The organism is Streptomyces fructofermentans, from assembly GCF_014651055.1.
In the GTDB taxonomy this organism is placed as follows: Bacteria; Actinomycetota; Actinomycetes; order Streptomycetales; family Streptomycetaceae; genus Streptomyces; species Streptomyces fructofermentans.
The window spans coordinates 135,114-157,094 of record NZ_BMWD01000009.1 but is presented as its reverse complement, the minus strand read 5'-3'; the positions used below and the strand labels follow the sequence as shown (position 1 = coordinate 157,094).

Here is a 21,981-nt window from a genome sequence, read left to right as displayed (position 1 = left end):
CCATGAGCGGTCTCTCCACGGTCCTGATCGTCGTCGGGCTCTTCCTGCTCGGCGGCATCTACTCCTTCGTCAAGCAGCAGATGCCCAGGAGCCTCATCGTGCTGCTGTCCATCGGCGCCACGATGTGCCTCGCCGCGGGCGTCCTGCGACTGGAGGTGTGGAATTGAGCACCCCGGCCAAACGAGTGGTCGTCTTCGACTACGGCTTCGGCAACGTGCGGTCCGCCGAGCGCGCCCTGGCCCGCGTCGGCGCGGACGTCGAGATCACCCGTGACTTCGACACGGCCATGAACGCGGACGGCCTGCTGGTGCCGGGCGTCGGCGCGTTCGCCGCGTGCATGCAGGGCCTGAAGGAGGCGCGCGGCGACTGGATCGTCGGCCGCCGCCTCGCCGGGGGCCGTCCCGTCATGGGCATCTGCGTCGGCATGCAGATCCTCTTCGCGCGCGGCATCGAGCACGGCGTGGAGACCGAGGGCCTCGACGAGTGGCCCGGCTCCGTGGAGCCGCTGCAGGCCGAGATCGTGCCGCACATGGGCTGGAACACGGTCGAGGCGCCGGCGGGCTCCCGGCAGTTCGCCGGCCTGGACGCCGACGCGCGCTTCTACTTCGTGCACTCGTACGCCGTGCACGACTGGAGCCTGGAGGTCGCCAACCCGGCCATGCGCGCACCGCAGGTCACCTGGTCGACGCACGGCAAGCCCTTCGTGGCGGCCGTCGAGAACGGCGCCCTGTGGGCCACGCAGTTCCACCCCGAGAAGTCCGGCGACGCCGGAGCGCAGCTGCTGACCAACTGGATCGGAACCCTCTGATGCCTTCGAAGCTCGAACTCCTCCCCGCCGTGGACGTCCGTGACGGCCAGGCGGTCCGGCTCGTGCACGGCGAGTCCGGCACGGAGACCTCGTACGGCTCCCCGCTGGAGGCCGCCCTCGCCTGGCAGCGGGCGGGCGCCGAGTGGCTGCACCTGGTCGACCTGGACGCCGCGTTCGGCACCGGCGACAACCGCGCGCTGATCGCCGAGGTCGCGGGGGCCATGGACATCAAGGTGGAGCTGTCCGGCGGCATCCGCGACGACGACACGCTCGCCGCGGCCCTCGCCACCGGCTGCACCCGGGTCAACCTCGGCACGGCGGCGCTGGAGACCCCGGAGTGGGTCGCCAAGGTCATCTCCGAGTTCGGCGACAGGATCGCGGTCGGCCTCGACGTCCGCGGCACCACGCTGCGCGGGCGCGGCTGGACCCGCGACGGCGGTGACCTCTACGAGACGCTCGCGCGCCTCGACTCCGAGGGCTGCGCGCGGTACGTCGTCACCGACATCGCCAAGGACGGCACGCTCCAGGGGCCCAACCTGGAGCTCCTGAGGAACGTGTGCGCGGCGACCGACCGCCCGGTGGTGGCCTCCGGGGGCGTGTCCTCCCTCGACGACCTGCGGGCCATCGCCGAGCTGGTGCCCCTCGGCGTCGAGGGCTCCATCGTCGGCAAGGCCCTGTACGCGAAGGCGTTCACGCTGGAAGAGGCCCTGGAGGCTGTGTCGTCATGACGTCCGATGCCGTACGGCGGGTGCAGGGGACGAGCCCCTGGGAGGAGTCCTTCGGGTTCGCACGCGCCGTCGCGGCGGGCGACCGCGTGCTGGTGGCGGGCACGACGGCCCTCAAGGGCGACAGGCTGTACGGGGAGGGCGACCCGTACGAGCAGGCCAGGGCGGCCTTCGCCAACGCCCTGGACGCGATCGCCGAGTTCGGGCTCGACGCCGGGTCGGTGATCCGCACCCGGATGTACCTCACCCACGCACGCGACGTGGAGGCGGCCGGCCGGGCCCACAAGGAGATCTTCGACCGGGTGCGCCCGGTCTCGACCCTGCTCGTCGTGGACGGCTTCGTCGATTCGCGCATCCTGGTCGAAGTGGAACTGGAAGCTTTCAGAGGAGCCGTGGATTCATGACCCTGGCGGTCCGAGTCATCCCCTGCCTGGACGTCGACGACGGCCGGGTCGTCAAGGGCGTCAACTTCGAGAACCTGCGCGACGCCGGCGACCCGGTCGAGATGGCCAAGGTGTACGACGCCGAGGGCGCCGACGAGCTGACGTTCCTGGACATCACCGCGTCCTCGGGCAACCGGGAGACGACGTACGACGTCGTGCGGCGCACCGCGGAGCAGGTCTTCATCCCGCTCACCGTGGGCGGCGGCGTGCGCACGGCCGACGACGTCGACAAGCTGCTGCGGGCCGGCGCGGACAAGGTCGGGGTGAACACCGCCGCGATCGCCCGCCCCGACCTCATCCGCGAGATCGCCGAGCGGTTCGGGCGGCAGGTCCTCGTGCTGTCGGTGGACGCCCGGCGGACGGCCTCCGGCGGTTTCGAGGTCACCACCCACGGCGGGCGCAAGGGCACCGGCATCGACGCCGTCGAGTGGGCGCACCGGGCCGCCGAGCTGGGCGCGGGCGAGATCCTGCTCAACTCGATGGACGCCGACGGGACCAAGGACGGCTACGACATCGAGATGATCGAGGCGGTACGGAAGCACGTCACCGTCCCGCTGATCGCCAGCGGCGGCGCCGGACGGCTCGGCGACTTCCCGCCGGCCGTCGACGCGGGCGCGGACGCCGTGCTCGCCGCGTCGGTCTTCCACTTCGGCGAGCTGCGGATCGGCCAGGTCAAGGACGCGCTGCGCGACACGGGCCACGCCGTCCGCTGACGCCCCGTCCCCCGGCCCCGGGCGCGGCACTCGGCCCGGGCGTCCGTGACGGGCCGCGCGACGCGGGCGACGCCGTCCGCCGACCGGCCTGCCTTGCGGCCCGGGCCCAGGGCTCCCGGCGGCGGCCCCGTCCGGCTCCTTGACCCGTGAGCCGGGCGGCGGGACGGCCTCCGTGCCCGGTGCCCGGTGCCCGGACTCCGCCCGGGACTCCCGTACGGCTCGGGTGACGGGCCGTACGGCACCCGGAGCGGGGACGTGCCGTGCACGATACGGACTCCGCCGGGACTCCCGTACGGCTCGGGTGACGGGCCGTACGGCACCCGGAGCGGGGGCGGTCCGTGCACGATTTCCCTACGCGGCCCTCGTACCGCCGCCCGGAGGCGGGCCCTGCCTCCCGGCCCCGGATCGGGCGGCCGCGGGCAGCGCGTGGCGCACGGCACCGGTCCGTGCACGATTCCCGTACACGGCCCTGCACCGCCGCGCCGGAGACCGGCCACCGGCCCCTTGGCCCCGGATCGGGCCGTCTCGCGAGCAGCGCATGGCGCGCTGCCCCCAACCGCGCACGTGCCGTTCCCGCGCGGCGCCCTCGTCGCAAACCCGCAACGAAAGTTGCGCAATTTTTGTTGCGCAACTTTTCTTTCATGTCTACGCTTCCGGTCATGGCAAGCAAGGAGAACCGGCGGATCACGGACATGGGCACGCTCAAGGCGCTCGCCCACCCGCTGCGCATGAAGCTGTACCGCTCCCTCTTCGTGGCCGGCGCGGCGACCGCCTCGCAGCTCGGCGAGCTCGTCGACGAGGCGCCCTCGCTGGTCAGCTACCACCTGCGCAAGCTCGCCGAGCACGGACTGATCGAGGAGGCCGAGCCGCGCAGCGGGGACGGCCGGGAGCGCTGGTGGCAGCCGGCCTCCGAGGGGGTCTCCGTCCGCGACGAGGACTTCCACGACGCACCCGAGAAGGCCGCCGCGCACCTCGCGGCGTCCCGGCTCTTCCAGGAGCAGCGCTCCGAGCTGTACCGCGCCCACCTCGACGAGCGCGCAACCTGGGGCCCCGAGTGGAACGCCGCCGCCCACGACTCCGAGTCCCTGCTGCGGCTCACGGCCGGCGAACTCGCCGAGCTGAAGAAGGACCTGCACGACCTGATCTCGAAGTACGACGAGCGCGGGCGCGCCCGCGAGGCCGCCGGCGAGACGCAGGGGCGCGAACACGTCGCGCTGCACCTGTACGGGTTCCCCTTCCGCCCCTGAGAGGACAGACCTCCCGTGACCACGACCGTCATACCCCCGGCCGCCGTCGGCTCCGGCAGACCCGCCCACCGCGACGGCAACGTGCTGCGCTGGCTCGGCGCCTACACCGCGTCGATGGTCGGCGACAACGTCTACTACCTCGCCCTGTCCTGGGCGGCCGTCCAGGCCGGAACACCCGCTCAGGCCGGGCTCGTGATGGCCGTCAGCGCCGTACCGCGGGCGCTGCTGATGCTGGGCGGGGGAGTGCTCGCAGACAGGCTCGGGCCGCGGAAGGTCGTCATCGGCAGTGACGCCGTGCGCTGCGGCGCCGTCCTCGCGGTGGCCGCGCTGCTGTTCACCGCCGACCCGGGACTGTGGGCGCTGACCCTGCTGGCCGTCGTCTTCGGCGCGGTGGACGCGGTCTTCATGCCCGCCGTCGGCGCCCTCCCGGCCCGGATCACCGCACGCGACCAACTCGCCCGGGTCCAGGGCATGCGCGGCCTCGCGATCCGCTTCGCCGCCGTCGTGGGCGCCCCGCTGGGCGGCCTCGGCGTGGCTCTCGGCGGCGCGGCGGCGGCCTTCGGGCTCGCGGGCCTGCTCATAGCGGTGTCGGTACCGCTGCTGGTCTCGGTGCGGACCGGGGAGCCGGCCCCGGACGACCGGGCCGCCCGGCGCACCCCCTGGCGCGACCTGCGCGACGGCCTCGGCCACATCCGGCGCCACCGCGTGCTCGCCCCGCTGATCGCCGTCATCGCACTCGGCGACCTTGGCTTCGTCGGCCCGCTCAACGTGGGGCTGACCCTGCTCGCCGACCAGCGCGGCTGGGGCGCCTCCGGCATGGGCTGGGTGCTCGCCGGGTTCGGCACCGGGGCGGGCGCCGCCGCGCTGCTCCTCGCGGTGCGGGGACGGCTGCCGCGCGCCGGGTCGGTGGCCGCGGTCGCGATCATCACGGGCTCGGTCGCGATCGGCGCCCTCGCCCAGGTGGCCGACCTCGCCGCGGCAGTCGGCGTGGCCCTGCTGGTCGGACTGCTCGCCGGACTCAGCGGGGCCCTGTGCGGCGCGCTGCTCCAGACCGTGTCCGACCCCGCCCACCTGGGACGCGTCAGCTCCGTGGCCGGGATGGTCAGCCTCGGCCTGGCCCCGCTCAGCATGCCCGTGACGGCCGCCGCGATCGGCTGGTGGGGCACCGGCCCCGTCTTCGCCGTCAGCGCCGCGGTGTGCGGCCTCGGCGGAGTGGTCGCCCTGTGCGTCCGCGACCTCCGCCTGGCCGAGCTGCCCGGGTAGCGGTCAGATACCCGACGGCTTCGCCTCGTTCAGCCGGGCGACGGCCTCCTTGTCGCCCTCCAGCTGCACATCGGCCACCTCCCTGCGGCCGTACAGGAACAGGAGCAGCTCGGAGGGCTCGCCGGTGACCGTCACGACCGGCGTGCCCCGGTGCGCGACCGCGGTCCGGCCGTCCGGGCGCCGCAGCACCAGCCCGGTCGGGGCGCCGCGGCCCATCAGCCGGGCCGTGCGCTCCATCCGGGACCACAGGGCGTCCTGGAACACCGGGTCGAGCTCACGCGGCACCCAGTCCGGCCGGGCCCGGCGTACGTCCTCCGTGTGGACGTAGAACTCGATCGCGTTGGACGCCTCGTCGATCTGCTTGAGGGAGAACGGCGAGAAGCGCGGCGGCCCCGTACGGATGAGCTGGATCAGCTCCTCGTACGGCTTCTCGGTGAACTCCGCCGTCACCCGCTCGAGGCGGGGTGCGAGCTGCTTGATCAGGATGCCGCCCGCGGCGTCCGGCCGGCGTTCGCGGACCACCACGTGGGCGGCCAGGTCGCGGGTGTTCCAGCCGTCGCACAGGGTGGGGGCGGTCGGTCCTTCCGCCTCCAACAGATCGGCGAGGAGAAGTCGTTCACGCTTGGCATGGGTCGACATGCCTGCCAGCCTACGGCCGTCCCGCCGGTCCGCCCACCCGTCCGCCGGCCGCGTCCGCCCCGCCCGCCGTCCGGGCGCGCCCGGTCTCTCAACCCGTGGACGCGGACCGGGCCGGGCCCCGCGGCGCGGCACAATGGTCGGCATGACCAGTACGCCCCCGCCCAGCAGGCCCAGCGGCCTGGACCCCGAGATCTCCGCGCGCCTGAGGCGCAGCGCCGACGGGCTCGTCCCGGCCATCGCCCAGCAGTACGACACCGGTGAGGTGCTGATGCTCGGCTGGATGGACGACGAGGCACTGCACCGCACCCTCACGACGGGACGCTGCACCTACTGGTCGCGCAGCCGCCGGGAGTACTGGGTCAAGGGCGACACCTCCGGACACGTCCAGCACGTCAGGTCCGTCGCCCTGGACTGCGACGCCGACACCCTGCTGGTCAAGGTCGACCAGGTGGGCGCCGCCTGCCACACCGGGGACCGCACCTGCTTCGACGCCGACGTGCTGCTCCGGGACGCGGATTCGGGCGTGGCGCCCGTGGATCAGTAGGGTCGGCCGGCATGGACCTCGACACGTTCCGCAAGCTGGCCACCGACCGGCGTGTGATCCCCGTCGGCCGCAAGCTCCTCGCCGACGGCGACACCCCGGTCGCGCTCTACCGCAAGCTCGCCGCCGAACGGCCCGGCACCTTCCTGCTGGAGTCCGCGGAGAACGGCCGCTCGTGGTCCCGGTACTCGTTCGTCGGCGTGCGCTCCGCCGCCACGCTCACCGAGCGCGACGGCCGGGCGCACTGGCTGGGCACTCCGCCGGTCGGCGTCCCGGCGGACGGCGACCCGCTGGCCGCCCTGCGCGCCACCGTCGAGGCCCTCCACACGCCCCACGACCTCGCCCACGACCAGGGGCTGCCCCCCTTCACCGGTGGCATGGTCGGCTACCTCGGCTACGACATCGTCCGCCGCCTGGAGAAGATCGGCCCCGGTGAGCGCGACGACCTCGCGCTGCCCGAGCTGACGATGCTGCTGACCAGCGACCTCGCCGTCATGGACCACTGGGACGGTTCGGTCCTGCTGATCGCCAACGCCATCAACCACAACGACCTCGACACGGGCGTCGACGAGGCGTACGCGGACGCCGTGGCCCGGCTCGACGCCATGGAGGCGGACCTGTCCCGGTCCGTCTCGCAGCCCCCCGCGGCGCTGCCGCCGTCCGAGCTGCCCGAGTACACCGCCCTGTGGGGCGGGCCCGACTACCAGGACGCCGTCGAGGACATCAAGGAGCGCATCAGGGCGGGCGAGGCGTTCCAGGTCGTCCCCTCCCAGCGCTTCGAGACGCCCTGCACGGCGAGCGCGCTGGACGTCTACCGCGTGCTGCGGGCCACCAACCCGTCGCCGTACATGTACCTCTTCCGGTTCGACGGCTTCGACGTCGTGGGCTCCTCCCCGGAGGCCCTGGTCAAGGTCGAGGACGGGCAGGCCATGGTGCACCCGATCGCGGGCACCCGGCCGCGCGGTGCCACCGTCCAGGAGGACCAGGCCCTCGCCGACGAACTGATCGCCGACCCCAAGGAGCGCGCCGAGCACCTGATGCTCGTCGACCTCGGGCGCAACGACCTCGGACGGGTCTGCGAGCCCGGCTCCGTCGAGGTCGTCGACTTCATGTCCATCGAGCGGTACTCGCACGTGATGCACATCGTGTCCACGGTGACGGGCCGGGTGGCCGAGGGCCGCACCGCCTTCGACGTGCTGACCGCGTGCTTCCCCGCGGGCACCCTCTCGGGCGCCCCCAAGCCCCGCGCGATGCAGATCATCGACGAGCTGGAGCCGTCCCGGCGCGGCCTGTACGGCGGCTGCGTGGGCTACCTCGACTTCGCGGGCGACTCCGACACCGCCATCGCCATCCGTACCGCCCTGCTGCGGGACGGCACCGCGTACGTGCAGGCGGGCGCGGGGGTCGTCGCCGACTCGGACCCCGTCGCCGAGGACACCGAGTGCCGCAACAAGGCGGCCGCGGTGCTGCGCGCGGTCCACACCGCGAACCGGCTCGGGGGCTGAGCGCGCCCCCCGCGGACCCGACACCGCCCGCCGCTCCGACGCCCGGCCCGTCGTGGCCGGCCATGGCCCCCGGGCCCGGACGGCACCCGCGGGCCGCGGGGTCGCGCGCCCGCCGCCCCCGTCCCGCGCCCGGCGCCCCGCAGGCGCACCGCTGTCCCGCGGGTCCGGGTCCGGGTCCGGGACGCGCCGCCCCGCAGGCGCACCCCGCCGTCCCGCGGGCCCGGGTCCGGGTCTGGGCCCGGGTCCCGGACCCGCCGCTCCTGACCTGCCCCGGCGCCTCCCGGCAGGCTCCGGACCCGCCCCCGGCGCCTTCCGGGCCGCGTTCCGGACCCGGGCCGGAGCGCGGACGGACGAGGACAATGGGACGCGGGTCACGTGAACCCGGGTGACGCTTCGCCCGGAGTTCAGGCGATAGTGGAGTACGTGACTGCCGTTCCGCACCCCCGATCCGACACCCAAGGCCCCGCCCGGTCCGGCCGGCGCAGCCTCGCCCTCGCCCTGCTGTTCGGCGCGCTCGGCGCTGCCGTCGCCCTGCTCGCCTCACGTCAGGGCTGGTCGGCGGGGACCGCGACGGTCGCCGGCGGAGCCTTCCCGCTGAGCGCCTCGGGCAGTGACGTCACGGGCGTTCCCGCGTCCCTGGCGATAGTGGGCCTCGCCGCGCTGGTCGCCGTCTTCGCGGTCCGCCGCGCGGGCCGCCTCCTGGTCGCCGGCCTCCTCGCGCTCTCCGGCGCCGGCATCGTCGCGACCGCCCTCCTCGGCCTCTCCGACAGCTCCGCGCTGGACGAGAAGGCCGCTCAGGCCTCCGGCGACACCTCCGCCACCGTCGGCGCCATGACCCACACCGCCTGGCCGTACGTGGCCGCCGCGGGCGGTCTGCTGCTCCTGCTCGCGGGCCTCCTGGCGCTGCGCTACGGACGGCTGTGGCCCGCGATGTCCGGACGCTACGAGCGCGACGGCACCCCCCGGCCCCGCAGGACCCGGGCCCCCGTGGACCCGGACCGCCCCGAGGAGATCTGGAAGGCCCTCGACCGCGGCGAGGACCCGACCGGGGCATAGCGCCCGGCGCGCGAGGACCGCGAGAGAGGGGGAGGACCCCCGCTCGGGGCATGCGCGCGGGTACGGGACAATGGACATGAGCGTCCGACTCACACACGCACAGAGCTAACGAGGAGCAAGTCATGGCGGGCAGCAACCACGGTCACACTCCGGCCGCCTGGACCGGTGTCATCATCGCCTTCATCGGTTTCTGCGTCGCCGGCGCCTTCATGGTGATGGCCAACCCGCTGGGCTTCTGGGGCGGCATGGTCATCGTGGCTCTCGGCGGCGTGGTCGGCATGGCCATGCGCGCGGCGGGCCTCGGTCAGACGAAGCGCACCGGCCACCAGGCCCCGCAGGTGGCGTCCGCCGAGGGCTGATCCGGCCCGGCTGTCGGGAGGGCGGGTCCGGCGCGCGGCGCCGGGGCCGCCTTCCGCGTGTCCGGGGCCCTTGCGCGCGCCGTCCGCGGGGGAGCGGCAGAATGCGTCGGGTGAACGCCGAAACCCAGGGGACGGGGCCCGCCGCCGGATCGCTGCCGCGGCGGCTCGCCGTCCCCGGCGCGATGCTCGCGGCCGTCGTCGGGGCCTTCGCCTACGTGGGCGCCGTCGACCCGAACGAGCCCGGCCACTACCCCGGCTGCCCCCTGCTGCGCTACACGGGCGTCTACTGCCCCGGCTGCGGAGGGCTGCGCAGCGCGCACGCCGTCGCGCACGGCGACCTCACGACGGCGCTCGGGGCCAACGCGGTCGCGGTGCTCGGCTACGCGGTGTTCGCCGCGCTGTGGACCGTATGGGTGGTGCGTTCCGTCCAGGGACGGTCGCTGCGCCTCGATCCGGGCCCCTACGTGATGTGGTCGCTCGGCGCGTTGCTGCTGGTCTTCACGGTTGTCCGGAACCTGCCGTTCGGTGGCTCGCTGCATCCTTGATCAATCGGTGAACGTCCAGGTAGTGGGACCGGCGTCAACCGGATGCGAGGCATGAGCCCTCCTGCGGATACCATCGCAGTGACCATCCGATTCGTCCGGTGCGACGGACCGGGGTCGACCGCAGAACCGCTTGAAGTGTCAACCGTCAGGGAAGGGGGCCGCTCGCGTGAGTGTGCTCGACGAGATCATCGACGGAGTCCGTGCCGACCTCGCGGAGCGGCAGGCGCGCGTCAGCCTCGACGAGCTCAAGGAGCGCGCGGCGAAGGCTCCGGCCGCCAAGGACGGTGTCGCGGCCCTGCGCGGCGACGGCGTCAAGGTCATCTGCGAGGTCAAGCGCTCCAGCCCCTCCAAGGGCGCGCTGGCCGCGATCGCCGACCCGGCGGCGCTCGCCGCCGACTACGAGGCCGGCGGCGCGGCCGTCATCTCCGTGCTGACCGAACAGCGCCGCTTCGGCGGCTCGCTCGCGGACCTCGAGGCCGTGCGCGCCCGGGTGGACATCCCCGTGCTGCGCAAGGACTTCATCGTCACCTCCTACCAGCTGTGGGAGGCCCGCGCGTACGGCGCCGACCTCGCGCTGCTCATCGTCGCGGCGCTCGACCAGCCCGCTCTCGAGTCCCTGATCGAGCGTGCCGAGTCCATCGGCCTCACGCCGCTCGTCGAGGTGCACGACGAGGACGAGGTCGAGCGCGCGGTGGACGCCGGTGCGAAGATCATCGGTGTCAACGCGCGCAACCTGAAGGACCTCAAGGTCGACCGCGGGACCTTCGAGCGCCTCGCGCCCGAGATCCCCGCGCACCTCGTCAAGATCGCCGAATCCGGTGTCCGCGGCCCGCACGACCTCATCGCGTACGCCAACGCCGGCGCCGACGCGGTGCTGGTCGGCGAGTCCCTGGTCACCGGCCGGGACCCGAGGACCGCGGTCTCCGACCTGGTCGCCGCCGGAGCGCACCCCGCGCTGCGGCACGGGCGGGGCTGACCCTCCCCGATGGACGCCGACCGCCGCTTCCCCGCCGCCACCCGTCCGGGCCCGCGCCCCGACGGTGGTACGGCGCGCGTGCGGTCGGCCGCGGCGGGACCGGCGGGTGCCGGAGTCCGCGACCCCTACGCCCGCCTCGCCCGCGGCTGCCGCCCGCGCGGCTGCCGCGCCCCGGCCCGCCGGGTGCACGGACGCCGCGTCCGGTACGTCATCGGCGACGAGCCGGGCCAGGTCAACGGGATGCGATGGCGCCGGCGCCCGCGCGCCGACGCCGCCGGTGGTCACCGCCCCGTCCTCTGACGGGCGGCCGGGACCATCCGGACACCACCCGACCACCGCCGTGGGACCGGCAGGGCACCGCCCTGCCCGGACCGGGGCGCGGACCGTCCCCGACGGAGGCCGTGCCCTCCATCGAAGGCACACGGGCCGGTGGGACGACGACGGCCGAAGGCGCACACGCGACCGCCATCAGACCTGTCGACCGGGGCTTTCGCCCCCGTGAGGTGACCGCATGCCCAGCGAGTTCTTCATTCCCGACCCCGAGGGCCAAGTGCCCAGTGCCGAGGGCTACTTCGGCGCGTTCGGCGGCAAGTTCATCCCGGAGGCGCTGGTCGCCGCCGTGGACGAGGTCGCCGTCGAGTACGACAAGGCGAAGTCCGACCCGGAGTTCGCCCGCGAGCTGGACGACCTGCTCGTCCACTACACCGGCCGGCCCAGCTCCCTGACCGAGGTGCCCCGGTTCGCCGAGCACGCCGGCGGCGCCCGGGTCTTCCTCAAGCGGGAGGACCTCAACCACACCGGCTCCCACAAGATCAACAACGTGCTCGGCCAGGCGCTCCTCACCCGGCGCATGGGCAAGACCCGCGTCATCGCCGAGACCGGCGCAGGCCAGCACGGCGTCGCGACGGCCACCGCCTGCGCGCTGTTCGGCCTCGACTGCACCATCTACATGGGCGAGATCGACACGCGGCGCCAGGCCCTCAACGTCGCCCGCATGCGCATGCTCGGCGCCGAGGTCGTCGCCGTGAAGTCCGGCAGCCGCACGCTGAAGGACGCCATCAACGAGGCGTTCCGCGACTGGGTCGCCAACGTCGACCGCACCCACTACCTCTTCGGCACGGTCGCCGGACCGCACCCCTTCCCCGCCATGGTCCGCGACTTCCACCGGGTCATCGGCGTCGAGGCGCGACGGCAGATCCTGGAGCGCGCGGGGCGCCTGCCCGACGCGGCCGTCGCCTGCGTCGGCGGCGGCTCCAACGCCATCGGCCTCTTCCACGCCTTCATCCCGGACGCGGGGGTGCGCCTCATCGGCTGCGAGCCCGCCGGACACGGCCTGGAGACCGGCGAGCACGCGGCCACGCTGACCGCGGGTGAGCCGGGCATCCTGCACGGTTCGCGCTCGTACGTCCTCCAGGACGACGAGGGGCAGATCACCGAGCCCTACTCGATCTCGGCCGGACTCGACTACCCGGGCATCGGCCCCGAGCACGCGTACCTCAAGGACAGCGGCCGCGGCGAGTACCGCGCGGTCACCGACGACGCCGCCATGCAGGCGCTGCGCCTGCTCTCCCGCAGCGAGGGCATCATCCCGGCGATCGAGAGCGCCCACGCCCTCGCCGGGGCGCTGGAGGTCGGCAGGGAACTGGGCAGGGACGGCCTCGTCGTCGTCAACCTGTCCGGCCGCGGCGACAAGGACATGGACACGGCCGCCCGCTACTTCGGTCTGTACGACACGGACGCCACCGTGGAGCCGGACGCCGACAGCGACCGCGCCGAGATCGAGGGGGACGCCAAGTGAGCGGCAACATCAGGCTGCTGGACGACACACTCGCCGCGGCCAGGGCCGAGGGCCGGTCCGCGCTCATCGCCTACCTCCCGGCCGGGTTCCCGACCGTGGACGGCGGGATCGCGGCGGTCAAGGCCGCCTTCGACGGCGGGGCCGACGTCGTGGAGATCGGCCTGCCCCACAGCGACCCGGTCCTCGACGGGCCGGTCATCCAGACCGCCGACGACATCGCCCTGCGCGGCGGCGTCCGGATCGCCGACGTGATGCGGACCGTCCGCGAGGCCTTCGAGGCCACCGGCAGGCCCGTACTCGTCATGACGTACTGGAACCCGATCGACCGCTACGGCGTCGAGCGCTTCACCGCCGAGCTCGCGGAGGCCGGCGGGGCGGGCTGCATCCTGCCCGACCTCCCCGTGCAGGAGTCCGCGCTGTGGCGGGAGCACGCCGACAAGCACGGCCTCGCGACCGTCTTCGTCGTCGCCCCCAGCAGCAAGGACGCCCGGCTCGCCGAGATCACCGCGGCGGGCTCCGGCTTCGTCTACGCGGCCTCCCTGATGGGGGTCACCGGCACCCGCGCGTCCGTCGGCGAGCAGGCACAGGACCTCGTCGGACGCACCAGGGCCACCACCGACCTGCCGGTCTGCGTGGGACTCGGCGTCTCGAACGCCGAACAGGCCGCCGAGGTCGCCGGCTTCGCCGACGGCGTCATCGTCGGCTCGGCCTTCGTGAAGCGGATGCTGGACGCCCCCGACGAGAGCACGGGACTCGCCGCGGTCCGCGCCCTCGCCGCCGATCTCGCGAAGGGCGTGCGCCGCACCGGCTGACGCACGGCCGTTCCCGCACGGGGACAGGGGACGAATCGGTCACTCGAACGGGTGGACCTGGGGCCGGGGAGGCGCGCTGCGCCTCCCCGGTTCGTTCTGCCGGATGTGAGCGAGAAGAACCGTGAGGGAAAGCGCACCGCCCGCGAGCGGCTGGCGGAAGAGCGAGAGAAGCAGAAGTCCGCGGAGAAGCGCCGCCGGGTGCTGATCGTGGGCGGCGCGGTCGTCTGCGTGCTGGCGCTGGCCGCGGTCATCGGCGTACTGGCCGCCGGCTCGGGCAAGGACGACACCGACACGGCCGGCCCGGTGACGGCGCCCTCGGGGGCGAACGGGGAGGACAGCCTCGCCATCCCCGTCGGCAAGGAGAGCGCCAAGTCGACGCTCACGGTGTGGGAGGACTTCCGCTGCCCGGCCTGCAAGAGCTTCGAGGACGCCTACCGCGCCACGATCCATGAGCTGACGGACTCCGGACAGCTCAAGGTCGAGTACCACCTCGCCACCCTCATCGACGGGAACATGGGCGGCAGCGGCTCGCTGCGCGCGGCCAACGCCGCCGCGTGCGCCCAGGGCGCCGGGAAGTTCCCCGCGTACCACGACGTGCTCTTCCGGAACCAGCCCCCCGAGACGGACGACGCGTTCGCGGACAACGGCAAGCTCGTCGAGCTGGCGGGCAAGGTCGACGGGCTCGACACCCCCGCCTTCCGCCAGTGCGTGGACGACGGCACCCACGACAGCTGGGTCGCGGAGTCCAACAAGGCCTTCCAGAGCGGCGGCTTCAGCGGCACGCCCACGGTCCTGCTCAACGGGAAGAACATCTACCAGGACCAGACGATGACCCCGGCGAAGCTGAAGCAACTGGTGCGGCAGGCCGACGCGGCGTGAGCCCCGCGGGCCGTCGGGCACGTCCCCCGTGTCCCGCCGGCCCCGGTGCTCCCATCGGTCTCGTTATCGAGCCGTAGCCCGGGCGGGTGGCCGCACGCGCCGCCCGGCAGGGTAGCGTCGACCCTGCCATGGAACTTGCCTACATTCCCAGCCCGTCGCGCGGTGTGCTGCATCTTGGCCCCATTCCGCTGCGCGGCTACGCGTTCTGCATCATCATCGGCGTCTTCGTAGCCGTCTGGCTCGGCAACAAGCGGTGGATCGCGCGCGGGGGCCGGGCCGGCACCGTGGCCGACATCTCCGTGTGGGCCGTTCCGTTCGGACTCGTCGGCGGACGGCTCTACCACGTCATCACGGACTACCAGCTGTACTTCAGCGAGGGCCGTGACTGGGTCGACGCCTTCAAGATCTGGGAGGGCGGCCTCGGGATCTGGGGCGCCATCGCGTTCGGCGCGGTGGGTGCCTGGATCGGCTGCCGCCGGCGGGGCATCCCGCTGCCGGCCTGGGCCGACGCCCTCGCCCCCGGCATCGCCCTCGCACAGGCCATCGGCCGCTGGGGCAACTGGTTCAACCAGGAGCTGTACGGGCGGGAGACGGACCTTCCCTGGGCGCTGCACATCACGTCCGTGACGGACGGCCGGGTGCCGGGCTACTACCACCCGACGTTCCTCTACGAGTCGCTGTGGTGCGTCGGTGTCGCCGTCCTGGTGATCTGGGCGGACCGGCGCTTCAAGCTCGGCCACGGCCGCGCCTTCGCGCTGTACGTCGCCGCGTACTGCGTGGGCCGCTTCTGGATCGAGTACATGCGGGTCGACGAGGCCCACCACGTGCTCGGCATGCGCCTGAACAACTGGACGGCGATCGTCGTCCTCGTCCTCGCCGTGGTCTACATCGTGCTGTCGGCCCGGCTCCGTCCGGGTCGTGAGGAGGTCGTCGAACCGGCGGCCCCCGACGCCGACGACGACACGGACGCCGTGGACCTCGACAAGAAGTCCGAGGACAAGAAGTCCGAGGACGGGAAGTCCGACGCGGACGGCGACGCGGAGTCCGCGGGGAAGAAGCCGACGGCGAAGAAGCCCGACGCCGACGGCGACGCGGAGTCGACCAGCGGGGCGACCGACGGCGAGGCGTCCGGGAGCACGGGCGACGACACCGCCGCGGCCACGGACGGCGACGCGGTCACCGCACCCTCGGACACGGCGGTCGACACGGCGTCCGGCACGAAGGACGAGGCGGGGTCCGCCAAGAAGTCCTGACCCGGTCCATGGTCGAAGGGGGCGCTCCCGCGCGGGGGCGCCCCCTTCGCGTGCGTACGGCCGCCCGCCGCCCGGGTCAGGCGCGGCGGGCCAGGGACAGCGTGCGCCGGGCCGCCGCCACGACCGCGGCGTCGACGAAGAGCCCGTCGGGCAGCGCCTGCGCGCCGGGCCGGACGGCCGCGGCCTCGATCACCGACTCGGCCGTCTCGATCTCCTTCCCGGTCGGCAGGTAGGCGGCCTCGATCACCGGGAGCTGCCGCGGATGGATGGCCGCGCGGCCGAGGAAGCCCAGGGCCCGCCCCCGGGCGCACGAGTCGGCCAGCGAGGCGAGGTCGCGCACGTCGGGGTGCACCGACTGGGGCGGCGGTGCCAGGCCCGCGGCCCTGGCGGCCAGGACGATCCGCGAGCGGGACCAGTCGAGGCCCGCGTCCTCCCGTACGCCGAGGTCGGCGCGCAGGTCCGCCTCGCCGAGCGCGATCCCGCGCAGTACGGGATGGGCGGTGGCGATCGCGTACGCGTACTCGACGGCGAGGGCCGACTCCAGCAGCGCGTACAGCGGTACGCGGGAGGTGCTCTCCGCCGTGCGGACGACCTGCATCGGCGAGGTGATCTTGGGCAGTCGCAGCCCCGACAGCGCCGGCGAGGCGGCGAGGGCGTCGAGGTCGGCGGCGGCGTCCGGGCCGTCCAGGGCGTTGATCCGGACGTGGACCGGTGTCGGCGTCGGCTCCCGCAGGAGTTCGGCGGTGGCGGCGCGGGCGTACGCCTTGCGGTCGTCGGCGACCGCGTCCTCCAGGTCGACGACCACCACGTCGGCGCCGGACACGAGTGCCTTGGCGACGACCTCCGGCCGGTCGCCGGGGACGTAGAGCCAGGTGATCGGGATCGCCGCGGAGGACTCCCCGTTCACAGCGCGCCCTCCGCCCGCAGCGTCTTGATCTCGGTCTCCGTCAGACCGAGCTCGGTGAGGACCGCGTCGGTGTCGGCGCCGTGCGGGCGGCCCGCCCAGCGGATCGCGCCGGGGGTGTCGGTGAGGCGGAAGAGGACGTTCTGCATGCGCAGCGGGCCCAGTTCGGGGTCGTCGACGGTGGTGATCGTGTCGAGGGCCGTGTACTGCGGGTCCGTCATGACGTCCCGTACGTCCTGGACGGGGGCCACCGCGGCCTGGGCCCGCTCGAAGGCCTCGACGACCTCCGCCCGGGTGTGCCGGGCGATCCACCCGCCGACCGCCTCGTCGAGGACGTCGCTGTGGCGGGCCCGGTCCTCGCCCGTGGCGAACCACGGCTCGTCGATCAGGTCCGGGCGGCCGACCAGGCGCATCACGCGTTCGGCGATCGACTGGGCCGACGTCGAGACGGCGACCCAGGTGCCCTCGGCCGTGCGGTACGTGTTGCGCGGGGCGTTGTTCTGGGAGCGGTTGCCGGTGCGCGGCTGGACGTGGCCCAACTGGTCGTACCAGAGCGGCTGCGGGCCGAGGACGGTGAGGATCGGTTCGATGATCGCCATGTCCACGACCTGGCCGCGGCCCGTCCGGTCGCGGGCCGCGAGCGCGGTCATCACCGCGTAGGCGGTGGCCAGGCCGGCGATCGAGTCGGCGAGCCCGAAGGGCGGCAGCGTCGGCGGGGCGTCCGGCTCACCGGTGATCGCGGCGAATCCGCTCATCGCCTCGGCGAGCGTGCCGAAGCCGGGGCGCCGGGCGTACGGCCCGAACTGGCCGAAGCCGGTGACCCGGGTCAGCACCAGGCGGGGGTTGGCGGCCGACAGCTCGTCCCAGCCGAGGTCCCATTTCTCCAGTGTGCCCGGGCGGAAGTTCTCGACGATCACGTCGGCGGAGGCGGCCAGCCGCAGCAGGGTCGCGCGACCGCCGGGAGCGGACAGGTCCAGCGTCATCGTGCGCTTGTTGCGGCCGAGGAGCTTCCACCACAGGCCGATGCCGTCCTTGGACGGACCGTGGCCGCGGGACGGGTCCGGAACGCGCGGGTGCTCGATCTTGACGACCTCCGCGCCGAAGTCGCCGAGCATCGTGGCGGCGAGCGGACCGGCGAAGAGGGTCGCGAGGTCGAGCACCCGCAGACCGGTGAGGGGACGGGTCGGTTCGCTGGTGTGGGGGCTTGGTTCACTCATGCGGTGTGCTGCGCCTCGCTCTCGGAGCGGTACGGGGACGGCCGGGGACCGGCCGTACGGGAAGTGGCTGTGCGGGCGGTGGCGGTACGGGAAGCGCGGGGTGAGGGCCGGTTGTACGGGAAGTGGGGGCGCGGGCGGCTGTGGTCGTACGGGAGCGGCGGTGCGGGGTCAGCGGTGGGACTCCCGCAGGGTGAGGCCGGCGAGCGTGTCGAAACCGACGCCGTCGAAGCCGGTCACGGAGGTGGCGAGCCGGTTCTTGAGCGGGGTCGTCCAGCGGTCGGGGAGGGCGGCGGGCGATCCGGCGAGGAGCCCGGCGAGACTGCCGGCGGTCGCGCCGTTCGAGTCGGTGTCCCAGCCGCCCGAGACCGCGCGGCAGACGGACCCGCCGTAGTCGCCGTCCGCGTGGGTGAGCGCGGCGGCGAGCAGCGCGGTGTTGGGGACGGCGTGGACCCAGTGGTGGTCCCGGTGGGTGGCGTGGAGTTCGTCCACGACCCGGTCGAAGTCGGGCTGCTCACGGGCGAGTCCGACCGCGTGGCGCACCGCACGGGCCAGCCGGGACCCGGGCGGCACGACCGCGAGCCCCGTGCGCAGGCAGTCATGGACGTCGCTGGTCCCGGCGGCGGCCTCGGCGAGGGCTGCCGCCGCGAACATCGCCGCGTAGACGCCGTTGGCGGTGTGGGTGAGCGTGGCGTCGCGGTGGGCCTGCTCGGCCGCGGCCCCCGGCGCGCCGGGGTGCGTCCAGCCGTGCACGTCCGCGCGGATCAGCGCGCCGATCCACTCCCGGAACGGGTTGCGGTGACGGGCCGTCCGCGGCGGCTCCACACCGTCGAGGAGGTTGCGGTAGGCGACGCGCTCGGCCGTGAACGTGCGGCCCGCCGGGAGTTCGTCCAGCCAGAGCCCGGCCACGTCCTGCGTGGTGAACCCCCTGCCGTGGCGCCGGAGCAGCAGCAGGTTCAGCAGGGGGTAGTTGAGGTCGTCGTCCTCCGGCATGCCGTCGATGTTCTCGGCGAGGGAGGTGGGCGCGGAGCGCCGGTTCCAGGGGTACGCGGCCCGGAGTTCCGCGGGCAGGCCGCGCTCCGTGAACCAGGTGCCCAGCGGCCAGTTCCCGGCAGCCCGGGCGAGTGCTCGGATGCCGTCGAGCGGGAGCTTCTCCACCGGCTTGCCGAGCAGGCAGCCGGCCGCCCTGCCCAGCCACGCCGCCTCCAGCCGCGCGAGGAGCGCGCCGTCGCCCCCCGCGGAACCCGGCCGGTCCGCGGGCCAGTCCGGGCACAGGGCGCGGATGCGGGCCAGGTCCGTCGGCTCGCGGTCGGCCGACGCGCTGGGCAGGTCCGCCAGTTCGTCCAGCAGGTCGACGGCCAGCGTGCGCAGGTACGGCGGTGCCGGCCGCTGCGAGGCGCCCGCCCGCTCCGGGGCGGCGGGGCCGCCGGCCCGGAGCCAGCGGGTCTCGACGGCCGAGGGGTCGCGGCCGTCCTGCCGCGCCTGGCGCAGTTCGTGGCCGATCAGGTCCTCGGGCTGGACCCAGGTCAGCCGCAGGGGTGTCATGACAGCTCCGCGTAGGCCGACTCGTGGGACCGGCGGCGGCGCACGTCACGGGCGAAGACCTCCCGTGTCACCTCCGTGAGCGCCGCCGCGGGGGCGTGCAGGTCCAGACGGCTGGACTCGGCGACCGTCTTCGCCCAGTCGGACGGGACCTCCGCGCCCAGGGCGCCCGCGAGCGCGCCGGACATGGTGGCGATGGAGTCGCAGTCGCGGCCGTAGTTCACCGAACCCAGCACCGTGCGGCGGTAGTCGCCGCGGCCGATCAGCAACATGCCGAGGGCGACGGGGAGTTCCTCGATCGAGTGGAGCCGTGACGGGCGCCGGGCGCCGAGCGAGGGGGCGCGGTAGTCCGGGCCGACCGTGTCGAAGGGGGCGACCGCCTCGCGCAGGGGCCGCAGCGCCGACTCGGCGTCGGTGTGGCGCGACGCCGTGTCGCACACCGCCTCGATCGCCGCGCGGGTGCCGTCCTTGGCCAGGCCGAGACAGGTCCCGACCACGGAGTCCGGGGTCGCGCCGGGCACGCAGGCCGCCGCCACGGCCGCCGCGAAGACACCGGCGGCCTCGCGCCCGTACGAGGACTGGTGGGCGCCCGCGATGTCGAGGGCCTCGGCGTACGCGCCCGCCGGATTGGCCGCGTTGACCAGGCCGACGGGTGCCATGTACATGGCGGCCCCGCAGTTGACGATGTTTCCGCTGCCCGCCTCGCGCGGGTCGACGTGACCGTAGTGGAGGCGGGCGACCAGCCACTTCTCGGCGAGGAAGATCCGCTGGAGGGGGAGGGCCTCGGCCTCCAGCTCCGGGATCCAGCGCGGGGTGGTCATCAGGTCGGGGACCAGGTGCTCGGCGACGGCGTACGCGTCGAGGTGGTCGCGGACGGTCGCGTACACCCTGATCAGCGCGTGGGTCATCAAGGTGTCGTCGGTGACGTGTCCGTCGCCCTTGTGGTACGGGGCGATGGGGCGGGCCGTGCGCCAGGTGCCGCCGTTCCAGGGGCCGACGACTCCGTGGACGCGGCCGCCGTGGCGTTCGGCGATCTGCTCGGGGGAGTAGCCCTCGACGGGGCCGCCGAGCGCGTCGCCGACGGCGGCCCCGACGAGGCTGCGGGTGATCCGTTCTTCCAGGGTTGCGGGTGCGGTGGGCGTCATGCCCGAATCATCCCCCTACGGGGCTCGGTTGCCCGGCTGCCAGCAGTTCGGCGAGTTCCACGAGGTCCGTTCCGGTCAGCCGGGGCAGTGCGCAGCCCGAGAGGGTGCGGCAGGCGTCGCGCCAGGAGGCGGGGACGGCGGCGCCGCCGCCGAGGGCGCCGGTCAGCGCCCCGGCGAGGGCCGGGGCGGAGTCGGCGACCCGGGACAGGCAGGCGGCGGCGGGCACGGCCTCGGCGATCCGGCCGCGTGCGGCGGTCGCCAGGGCGAGGGCGACCGGGACCGTCTCGGCGGCTGCGATGCCGTAGCTGTAGACGTGGTCCACGATCTGGTGCTCCAGGAGGGGTACCAGGCCGAAGGTGCTGTCGGCCCGGTGGGCCAGTACGAGCGCGTGCCGGGCGTTGCGGCCGATCTCGGTGGACGGCGGGAGTTCGGCGAGGGCGGCCTCGACGCATGTGTCGACGTCCGCGCCGGCCAGCGCGAGCGCGAGCGCCGCCGCCATCGCGCGGGCGCCGTGCACCCCGTCGCCGTCCTGTGTGTAGCGGGCGTCGAACTCGGCGAGTTCCGCTGCGGGCCCGGGGTCGCCGGTGTGCGCCACGGCCAGGACGCACGCCCGTACGCAGGCCGCGTCGTCGAAGTAGTGCGGGTTGTCGTGACCCGTGGCGGGCGGGCGCAGTCCGGCGGCGAGGTTGCCGAGGCCGGCCCGCACCGAGATGCGGGCGCGCAGGGGGAGGACGGCAGACTCGACCTCGGGGGCGCGGTCGGCGGCCGCGGCGATCTCGCTCGCGACGGCGCTCCAGGACAGGTCGATGGCCGCGCGCAACCGGCGTTCGCGGCTCAGGTCGCCCAGCACGCCGGCGTCGGCGGCCCGCAGTACGGCCTCCGCGGCGAACGCCGCCCACTCGGCGTCGTCCGAGGGGCCGAGGCGCAGGGGTTCCGGCGGCTGGTTCAGCGCGATCGGCACGGGCAGGGTGGTCGTCGCGTTCTGCTCCGCGAACGTGTCGAGCTCCCGGGTCAGCCGGCGCGTCCACTCGGGCATCCGGCTGGCCCGGTGCCGGGCGGCGGGCCAGCCCGCGGCGTCGCCTGCGGCGAGGCCCAGCAGCAGGCCCTCGACGCGGCGGACGCGGTCCTCGCGTGGCGCCGGAGTGGCGGTCCGCGGTGCGGCGGTTGCCTGCGCCCGCGCGGCGGACCGCGGCCCGGCGGCGCCTCGCGCCCGCGGGTCGGCGGCGGTCCGCGATCCGGCGGTTGCCTGCGCCCGCGGGTCGGCGGTGGTCCGCGGTGCGGCGGTTGCCTGCGCCCGCGGGTCGGCGGCGGTCCGCGATCCGGCGGCTCGCGCGGCGCCGGGCCCCGTGACCGCTGTCCGCTCCGGCCGGTCGGGGAGGGGGTCCGTGCCCGCATGCCGCGCCGGTGGGGCGGGGAGCGGCTCCGTCGGTGCTTCCCGCACCGGTCGGGTCGGGGGCGTGGCCGGTTCCGTGACCGTTTCCCGGGCCGGTCGGGACGGGGCGGGGCCCGTGGGCGCTTCCCGGTCCTGGGGGTCCTGCTCGGGGGGCACCGCCGTACTGCGCCCCGGCCGGTCGGGCAGGGGGCTCATGACCGCATCGGGCCGCGGGCGTGACG

The 21,981-nt window shown here is 74.5% G+C and carries 24 protein-coding genes; 18 read left to right on the top strand and 6 right to left on the bottom strand.

Features of this window, described 5'->3' with window-relative positions; translation table 11 throughout:
- Positions 1-2: 2 nt before the first annotated feature.
- The 7 genes from IE265_RS15365 (at position 3) to IE265_RS15335 (ending at position 5,199) form a co-directional block, all read left to right on the top strand.
- Entirely contained in the window at positions 3-167 is a 165-nt protein-coding gene (locus IE265_RS15365) for a CG2302 family histidine operon protein (RefSeq protein WP_190036105.1), read from the top strand.
- Positions 158-808, top strand: coding sequence for an imidazole glycerol phosphate synthase subunit HisH (gene hisH, locus IE265_RS15360; protein WP_190036104.1), 651 nt, complete (start codon positions 158-160; stop codon positions 806-808). Before IE265_RS15365 ends, hisH begins: the two co-directional genes overlap by 10 nt.
- Positions 808-1,536, top strand: a complete 729-nt coding sequence (priA, locus tag IE265_RS15355; protein ID WP_190036103.1) for a bifunctional 1-(5-phosphoribosyl)-5-((5-phosphoribosylamino)methylideneamino)imidazole-4-carboxamide isomerase/phosphoribosylanthranilate isomerase PriA — start codon at positions 808-810, stop codon at positions 1,534-1,536. Before hisH ends, priA begins: the two co-directional genes overlap by 1 nt.
- Complete coding sequence (locus tag IE265_RS15350; RefSeq protein WP_190036102.1) at positions 1,533-1,937, top strand: RidA family protein; 405 nt, start codon at positions 1,533-1,535, stop codon at positions 1,935-1,937. Before priA ends, IE265_RS15350 begins: the two co-directional genes overlap by 4 nt.
- Complete coding sequence (gene hisF / locus IE265_RS15345) at positions 1,934-2,689, top strand: imidazole glycerol phosphate synthase subunit HisF (RefSeq protein ID WP_190036101.1); 756 nt, start codon at positions 1,934-1,936, stop codon at positions 2,687-2,689. The genes IE265_RS15350 and hisF overlap by 4 nt, the downstream gene beginning before the upstream one ends.
- 659 nt (positions 2,690-3,348) lie before the next feature.
- Positions 3,349-3,936, top strand: a complete 588-nt coding sequence (locus tag IE265_RS15340) for an ArsR/SmtB family transcription factor (protein ID WP_190036100.1) — start codon at positions 3,349-3,351, stop codon at positions 3,934-3,936.
- A 15-nt stretch (positions 3,937-3,951) separates the two neighbouring features.
- Positions 3,952-5,199: an MFS transporter gene (locus tag IE265_RS15335; protein WP_229916204.1), complete on the top strand. Its 1,248-nt coding sequence runs from the start codon at positions 3,952-3,954 to the stop codon at positions 5,197-5,199.
- Between the two features lie 3 nt (positions 5,200-5,202).
- Here the strand turns inward: IE265_RS15335 and IE265_RS15330 are convergent, their stop codons facing one another.
- Positions 5,203-5,838: a TIGR03085 family metal-binding protein gene (locus tag IE265_RS15330; protein ID WP_190036099.1), complete on the bottom strand. Its 636-nt coding sequence runs from the start codon at positions 5,836-5,838 to the stop codon at positions 5,203-5,205.
- Positions 5,839-5,980: 142 nt separating this feature from the next.
- On the opposite strand from IE265_RS15330, the gene hisI reads away from it, so the two are divergent.
- The 11 genes from hisI (at position 5,981) to lgt (ending at position 15,562) form a co-directional block, all read left to right on the top strand.
- The gene (hisI, locus tag IE265_RS15325; protein WP_190036098.1) at positions 5,981-6,382 is read left to right on the top strand and encodes a phosphoribosyl-AMP cyclohydrolase; all 402 of its coding nucleotides are present in this window, start codon (positions 5,981-5,983) and stop codon (positions 6,380-6,382) included.
- 11 nt (positions 6,383-6,393) lie between these two features.
- Positions 6,394-7,884 carry an anthranilate synthase component I gene (locus IE265_RS15320; protein ID WP_190036097.1) on the top strand — a complete coding sequence of 497 codons (1,491 nt, stop codon included), beginning with the start codon at positions 6,394-6,396 and terminating at the stop codon, positions 7,882-7,884.
- 414 nt (positions 7,885-8,298) lie between these two features.
- Positions 8,299-8,940 carry a TIGR02234 family membrane protein gene (locus tag IE265_RS15315; protein WP_190036096.1) on the top strand — a complete coding sequence of 214 codons (642 nt, stop codon included), beginning with the start codon at positions 8,299-8,301 and terminating at the stop codon, positions 8,938-8,940.
- 122 nt (positions 8,941-9,062) lie between these two features.
- Entirely contained in the window at positions 9,063-9,299 is a 237-nt protein-coding gene (locus IE265_RS15310) for an HGxxPAAW family protein (protein WP_190036095.1), read from the top strand.
- 101 nt (positions 9,300-9,400) lie between these two features.
- A complete protein-coding gene (locus IE265_RS15305; RefSeq protein WP_190036094.1) occupies positions 9,401-9,844 on the top strand; it encodes a DUF2752 domain-containing protein in 444 nt (147 codons plus the stop codon).
- Positions 9,845-10,010: 166 nt separating this feature from the next.
- Positions 10,011-10,820: an indole-3-glycerol phosphate synthase TrpC gene (trpC, locus tag IE265_RS15300; protein ID WP_190036093.1), complete on the top strand. Its 810-nt coding sequence runs from the start codon at positions 10,011-10,013 to the stop codon at positions 10,818-10,820.
- Between the two features lie 9 nt (positions 10,821-10,829).
- Entirely contained in the window at positions 10,830-11,120 is a 291-nt protein-coding gene (gene trpM, locus IE265_RS15295; RefSeq protein ID WP_229916203.1) for a tryptophan biosynthesis modulator TrpM, read from the top strand.
- Positions 11,121-11,331: 211 nt separating this feature from the next.
- Entirely contained in the window at positions 11,332-12,618 is a 1,287-nt protein-coding gene (gene trpB / locus IE265_RS15290; RefSeq protein WP_190036092.1) for a tryptophan synthase subunit beta, read from the top strand.
- The gene (gene trpA / locus IE265_RS15285) at positions 12,615-13,430 is read left to right on the top strand and encodes a tryptophan synthase subunit alpha (RefSeq protein ID WP_190036091.1); all 816 of its coding nucleotides are present in this window, start codon (positions 12,615-12,617) and stop codon (positions 13,428-13,430) included. Before trpB ends, trpA begins: the two co-directional genes overlap by 4 nt.
- A 105-nt stretch (positions 13,431-13,535) precedes the next feature.
- Complete coding sequence (locus tag IE265_RS15280) at positions 13,536-14,309, top strand: DsbA family protein (protein WP_190036090.1); 774 nt, start codon at positions 13,536-13,538, stop codon at positions 14,307-14,309.
- Between the two features lie 128 nt (positions 14,310-14,437).
- Positions 14,438-15,562 (top strand): prolipoprotein diacylglyceryl transferase, encoded by a 1,125-nt coding sequence (gene lgt / locus IE265_RS15275; RefSeq protein WP_190036089.1) that lies wholly within the window; start codon positions 14,438-14,440, stop codon positions 15,560-15,562.
- Between the two features lie 76 nt (positions 15,563-15,638).
- On the opposite strand, the gene IE265_RS15270 is transcribed toward lgt, so the two are convergent.
- The 5 genes from IE265_RS15270 to IE265_RS15250 form a co-directional block, all read right to left on the bottom strand.
- Entirely contained in the window at positions 15,639-16,469 is an 831-nt protein-coding gene (locus IE265_RS15270; RefSeq protein WP_190036088.1) for an HpcH/HpaI aldolase/citrate lyase family protein, read from the bottom strand.
- Positions 16,466-17,683, bottom strand: a complete 1,218-nt coding sequence (locus tag IE265_RS15265) for a CaiB/BaiF CoA transferase family protein (RefSeq protein ID WP_190036087.1) — start codon at positions 17,681-17,683, stop codon at positions 16,466-16,468. The genes IE265_RS15270 and IE265_RS15265 overlap by 4 nt, the downstream gene beginning before the upstream one ends.
- Positions 17,684-17,851: 168 nt before the next feature.
- Positions 17,852-19,225 (bottom strand): ADP-ribosylglycohydrolase family protein, encoded by a 1,374-nt coding sequence (locus IE265_RS15260; protein ID WP_190036086.1) that lies wholly within the window; start codon positions 19,223-19,225, stop codon positions 17,852-17,854.
- Positions 19,222-20,367 (bottom strand): ADP-ribosylglycohydrolase family protein, encoded by a 1,146-nt coding sequence (locus IE265_RS15255; RefSeq protein WP_190036085.1) that lies wholly within the window; start codon positions 20,365-20,367, stop codon positions 19,222-19,224. The genes IE265_RS15260 and IE265_RS15255 overlap by 4 nt, the downstream gene beginning before the upstream one ends.
- A 7-nt stretch (positions 20,368-20,374) precedes the next feature.
- Positions 20,375-21,916 carry an ADP-ribosylglycohydrolase family protein gene (locus tag IE265_RS15250; protein ID WP_373302956.1) on the bottom strand — a complete coding sequence of 514 codons (1,542 nt, stop codon included), beginning with the start codon at positions 21,914-21,916 and terminating at the stop codon, positions 20,375-20,377.
- Positions 21,917-21,981 lie beyond the last annotated feature (65 nt).

What these genes read in the sequence shown, in the direction of transcription:
- IE265_RS15365 (WP_190036105.1), top strand. Translation starts at nt 3, where the DNA reads ATGAGCGGTCTCTCCACGGTCCTGATCGTCGTCGGGCTCTTCCTGCTC.
- priA (WP_190036103.1), top strand. Translation starts at nt 808, where the DNA reads ATGCCTTCGAAGCTCGAACTCCTCCCCGCCGTGGACGTCCGTGACGGC.
- IE265_RS15350 (WP_190036102.1), top strand. Translation starts at nt 1,533, where the DNA reads ATGACGTCCGATGCCGTACGGCGGGTGCAGGGGACGAGCCCCTGGGAG.
- hisF (WP_190036101.1), top strand. Translation starts at nt 1,934, where the DNA reads ATGACCCTGGCGGTCCGAGTCATCCCCTGCCTGGACGTCGACGACGGC.
- IE265_RS15340 (WP_190036100.1), top strand. Translation starts at nt 3,349, where the DNA reads ATGGCAAGCAAGGAGAACCGGCGGATCACGGACATGGGCACGCTCAAG.
- IE265_RS15330 (WP_190036099.1), bottom strand. Translation starts at nt 5,838, where the DNA reads ATGTCGACCCATGCCAAGCGTGAACGACTTCTCCTCGCCGATCTGTTG.
- hisI (WP_190036098.1), top strand. Translation starts at nt 5,981, where the DNA reads ATGACCAGTACGCCCCCGCCCAGCAGGCCCAGCGGCCTGGACCCCGAG.
- IE265_RS15320 (WP_190036097.1), top strand. Translation starts at nt 6,394, where the DNA reads ATGGACCTCGACACGTTCCGCAAGCTGGCCACCGACCGGCGTGTGATC.
- IE265_RS15310 (WP_190036095.1), top strand. Translation starts at nt 9,063, where the DNA reads ATGGCGGGCAGCAACCACGGTCACACTCCGGCCGCCTGGACCGGTGTC.
- IE265_RS15305 (WP_190036094.1), top strand. Translation starts at nt 9,401, where the DNA reads ATGCGTCGGGTGAACGCCGAAACCCAGGGGACGGGGCCCGCCGCCGGA.
- trpM (WP_229916203.1), top strand. Translation starts at nt 10,830, where the DNA reads ATGGACGCCGACCGCCGCTTCCCCGCCGCCACCCGTCCGGGCCCGCGC.
- trpB (WP_190036092.1), top strand. Translation starts at nt 11,332, where the DNA reads ATGCCCAGCGAGTTCTTCATTCCCGACCCCGAGGGCCAAGTGCCCAGT.
- lgt (WP_190036089.1), top strand. Translation starts at nt 14,438, where the DNA reads ATGGAACTTGCCTACATTCCCAGCCCGTCGCGCGGTGTGCTGCATCTT.
- IE265_RS15265 (WP_190036087.1), bottom strand. Translation starts at nt 17,683, where the DNA reads ATGAGTGAACCAAGCCCCCACACCAGCGAACCGACCCGTCCCCTCACC.
- IE265_RS15260 (WP_190036086.1), bottom strand. Translation starts at nt 19,225, where the DNA reads ATGACACCCCTGCGGCTGACCTGGGTCCAGCCCGAGGACCTGATCGGC.
- IE265_RS15255 (WP_190036085.1), bottom strand. Translation starts at nt 20,367, where the DNA reads ATGACGCCCACCGCACCCGCAACCCTGGAAGAACGGATCACCCGCAGC.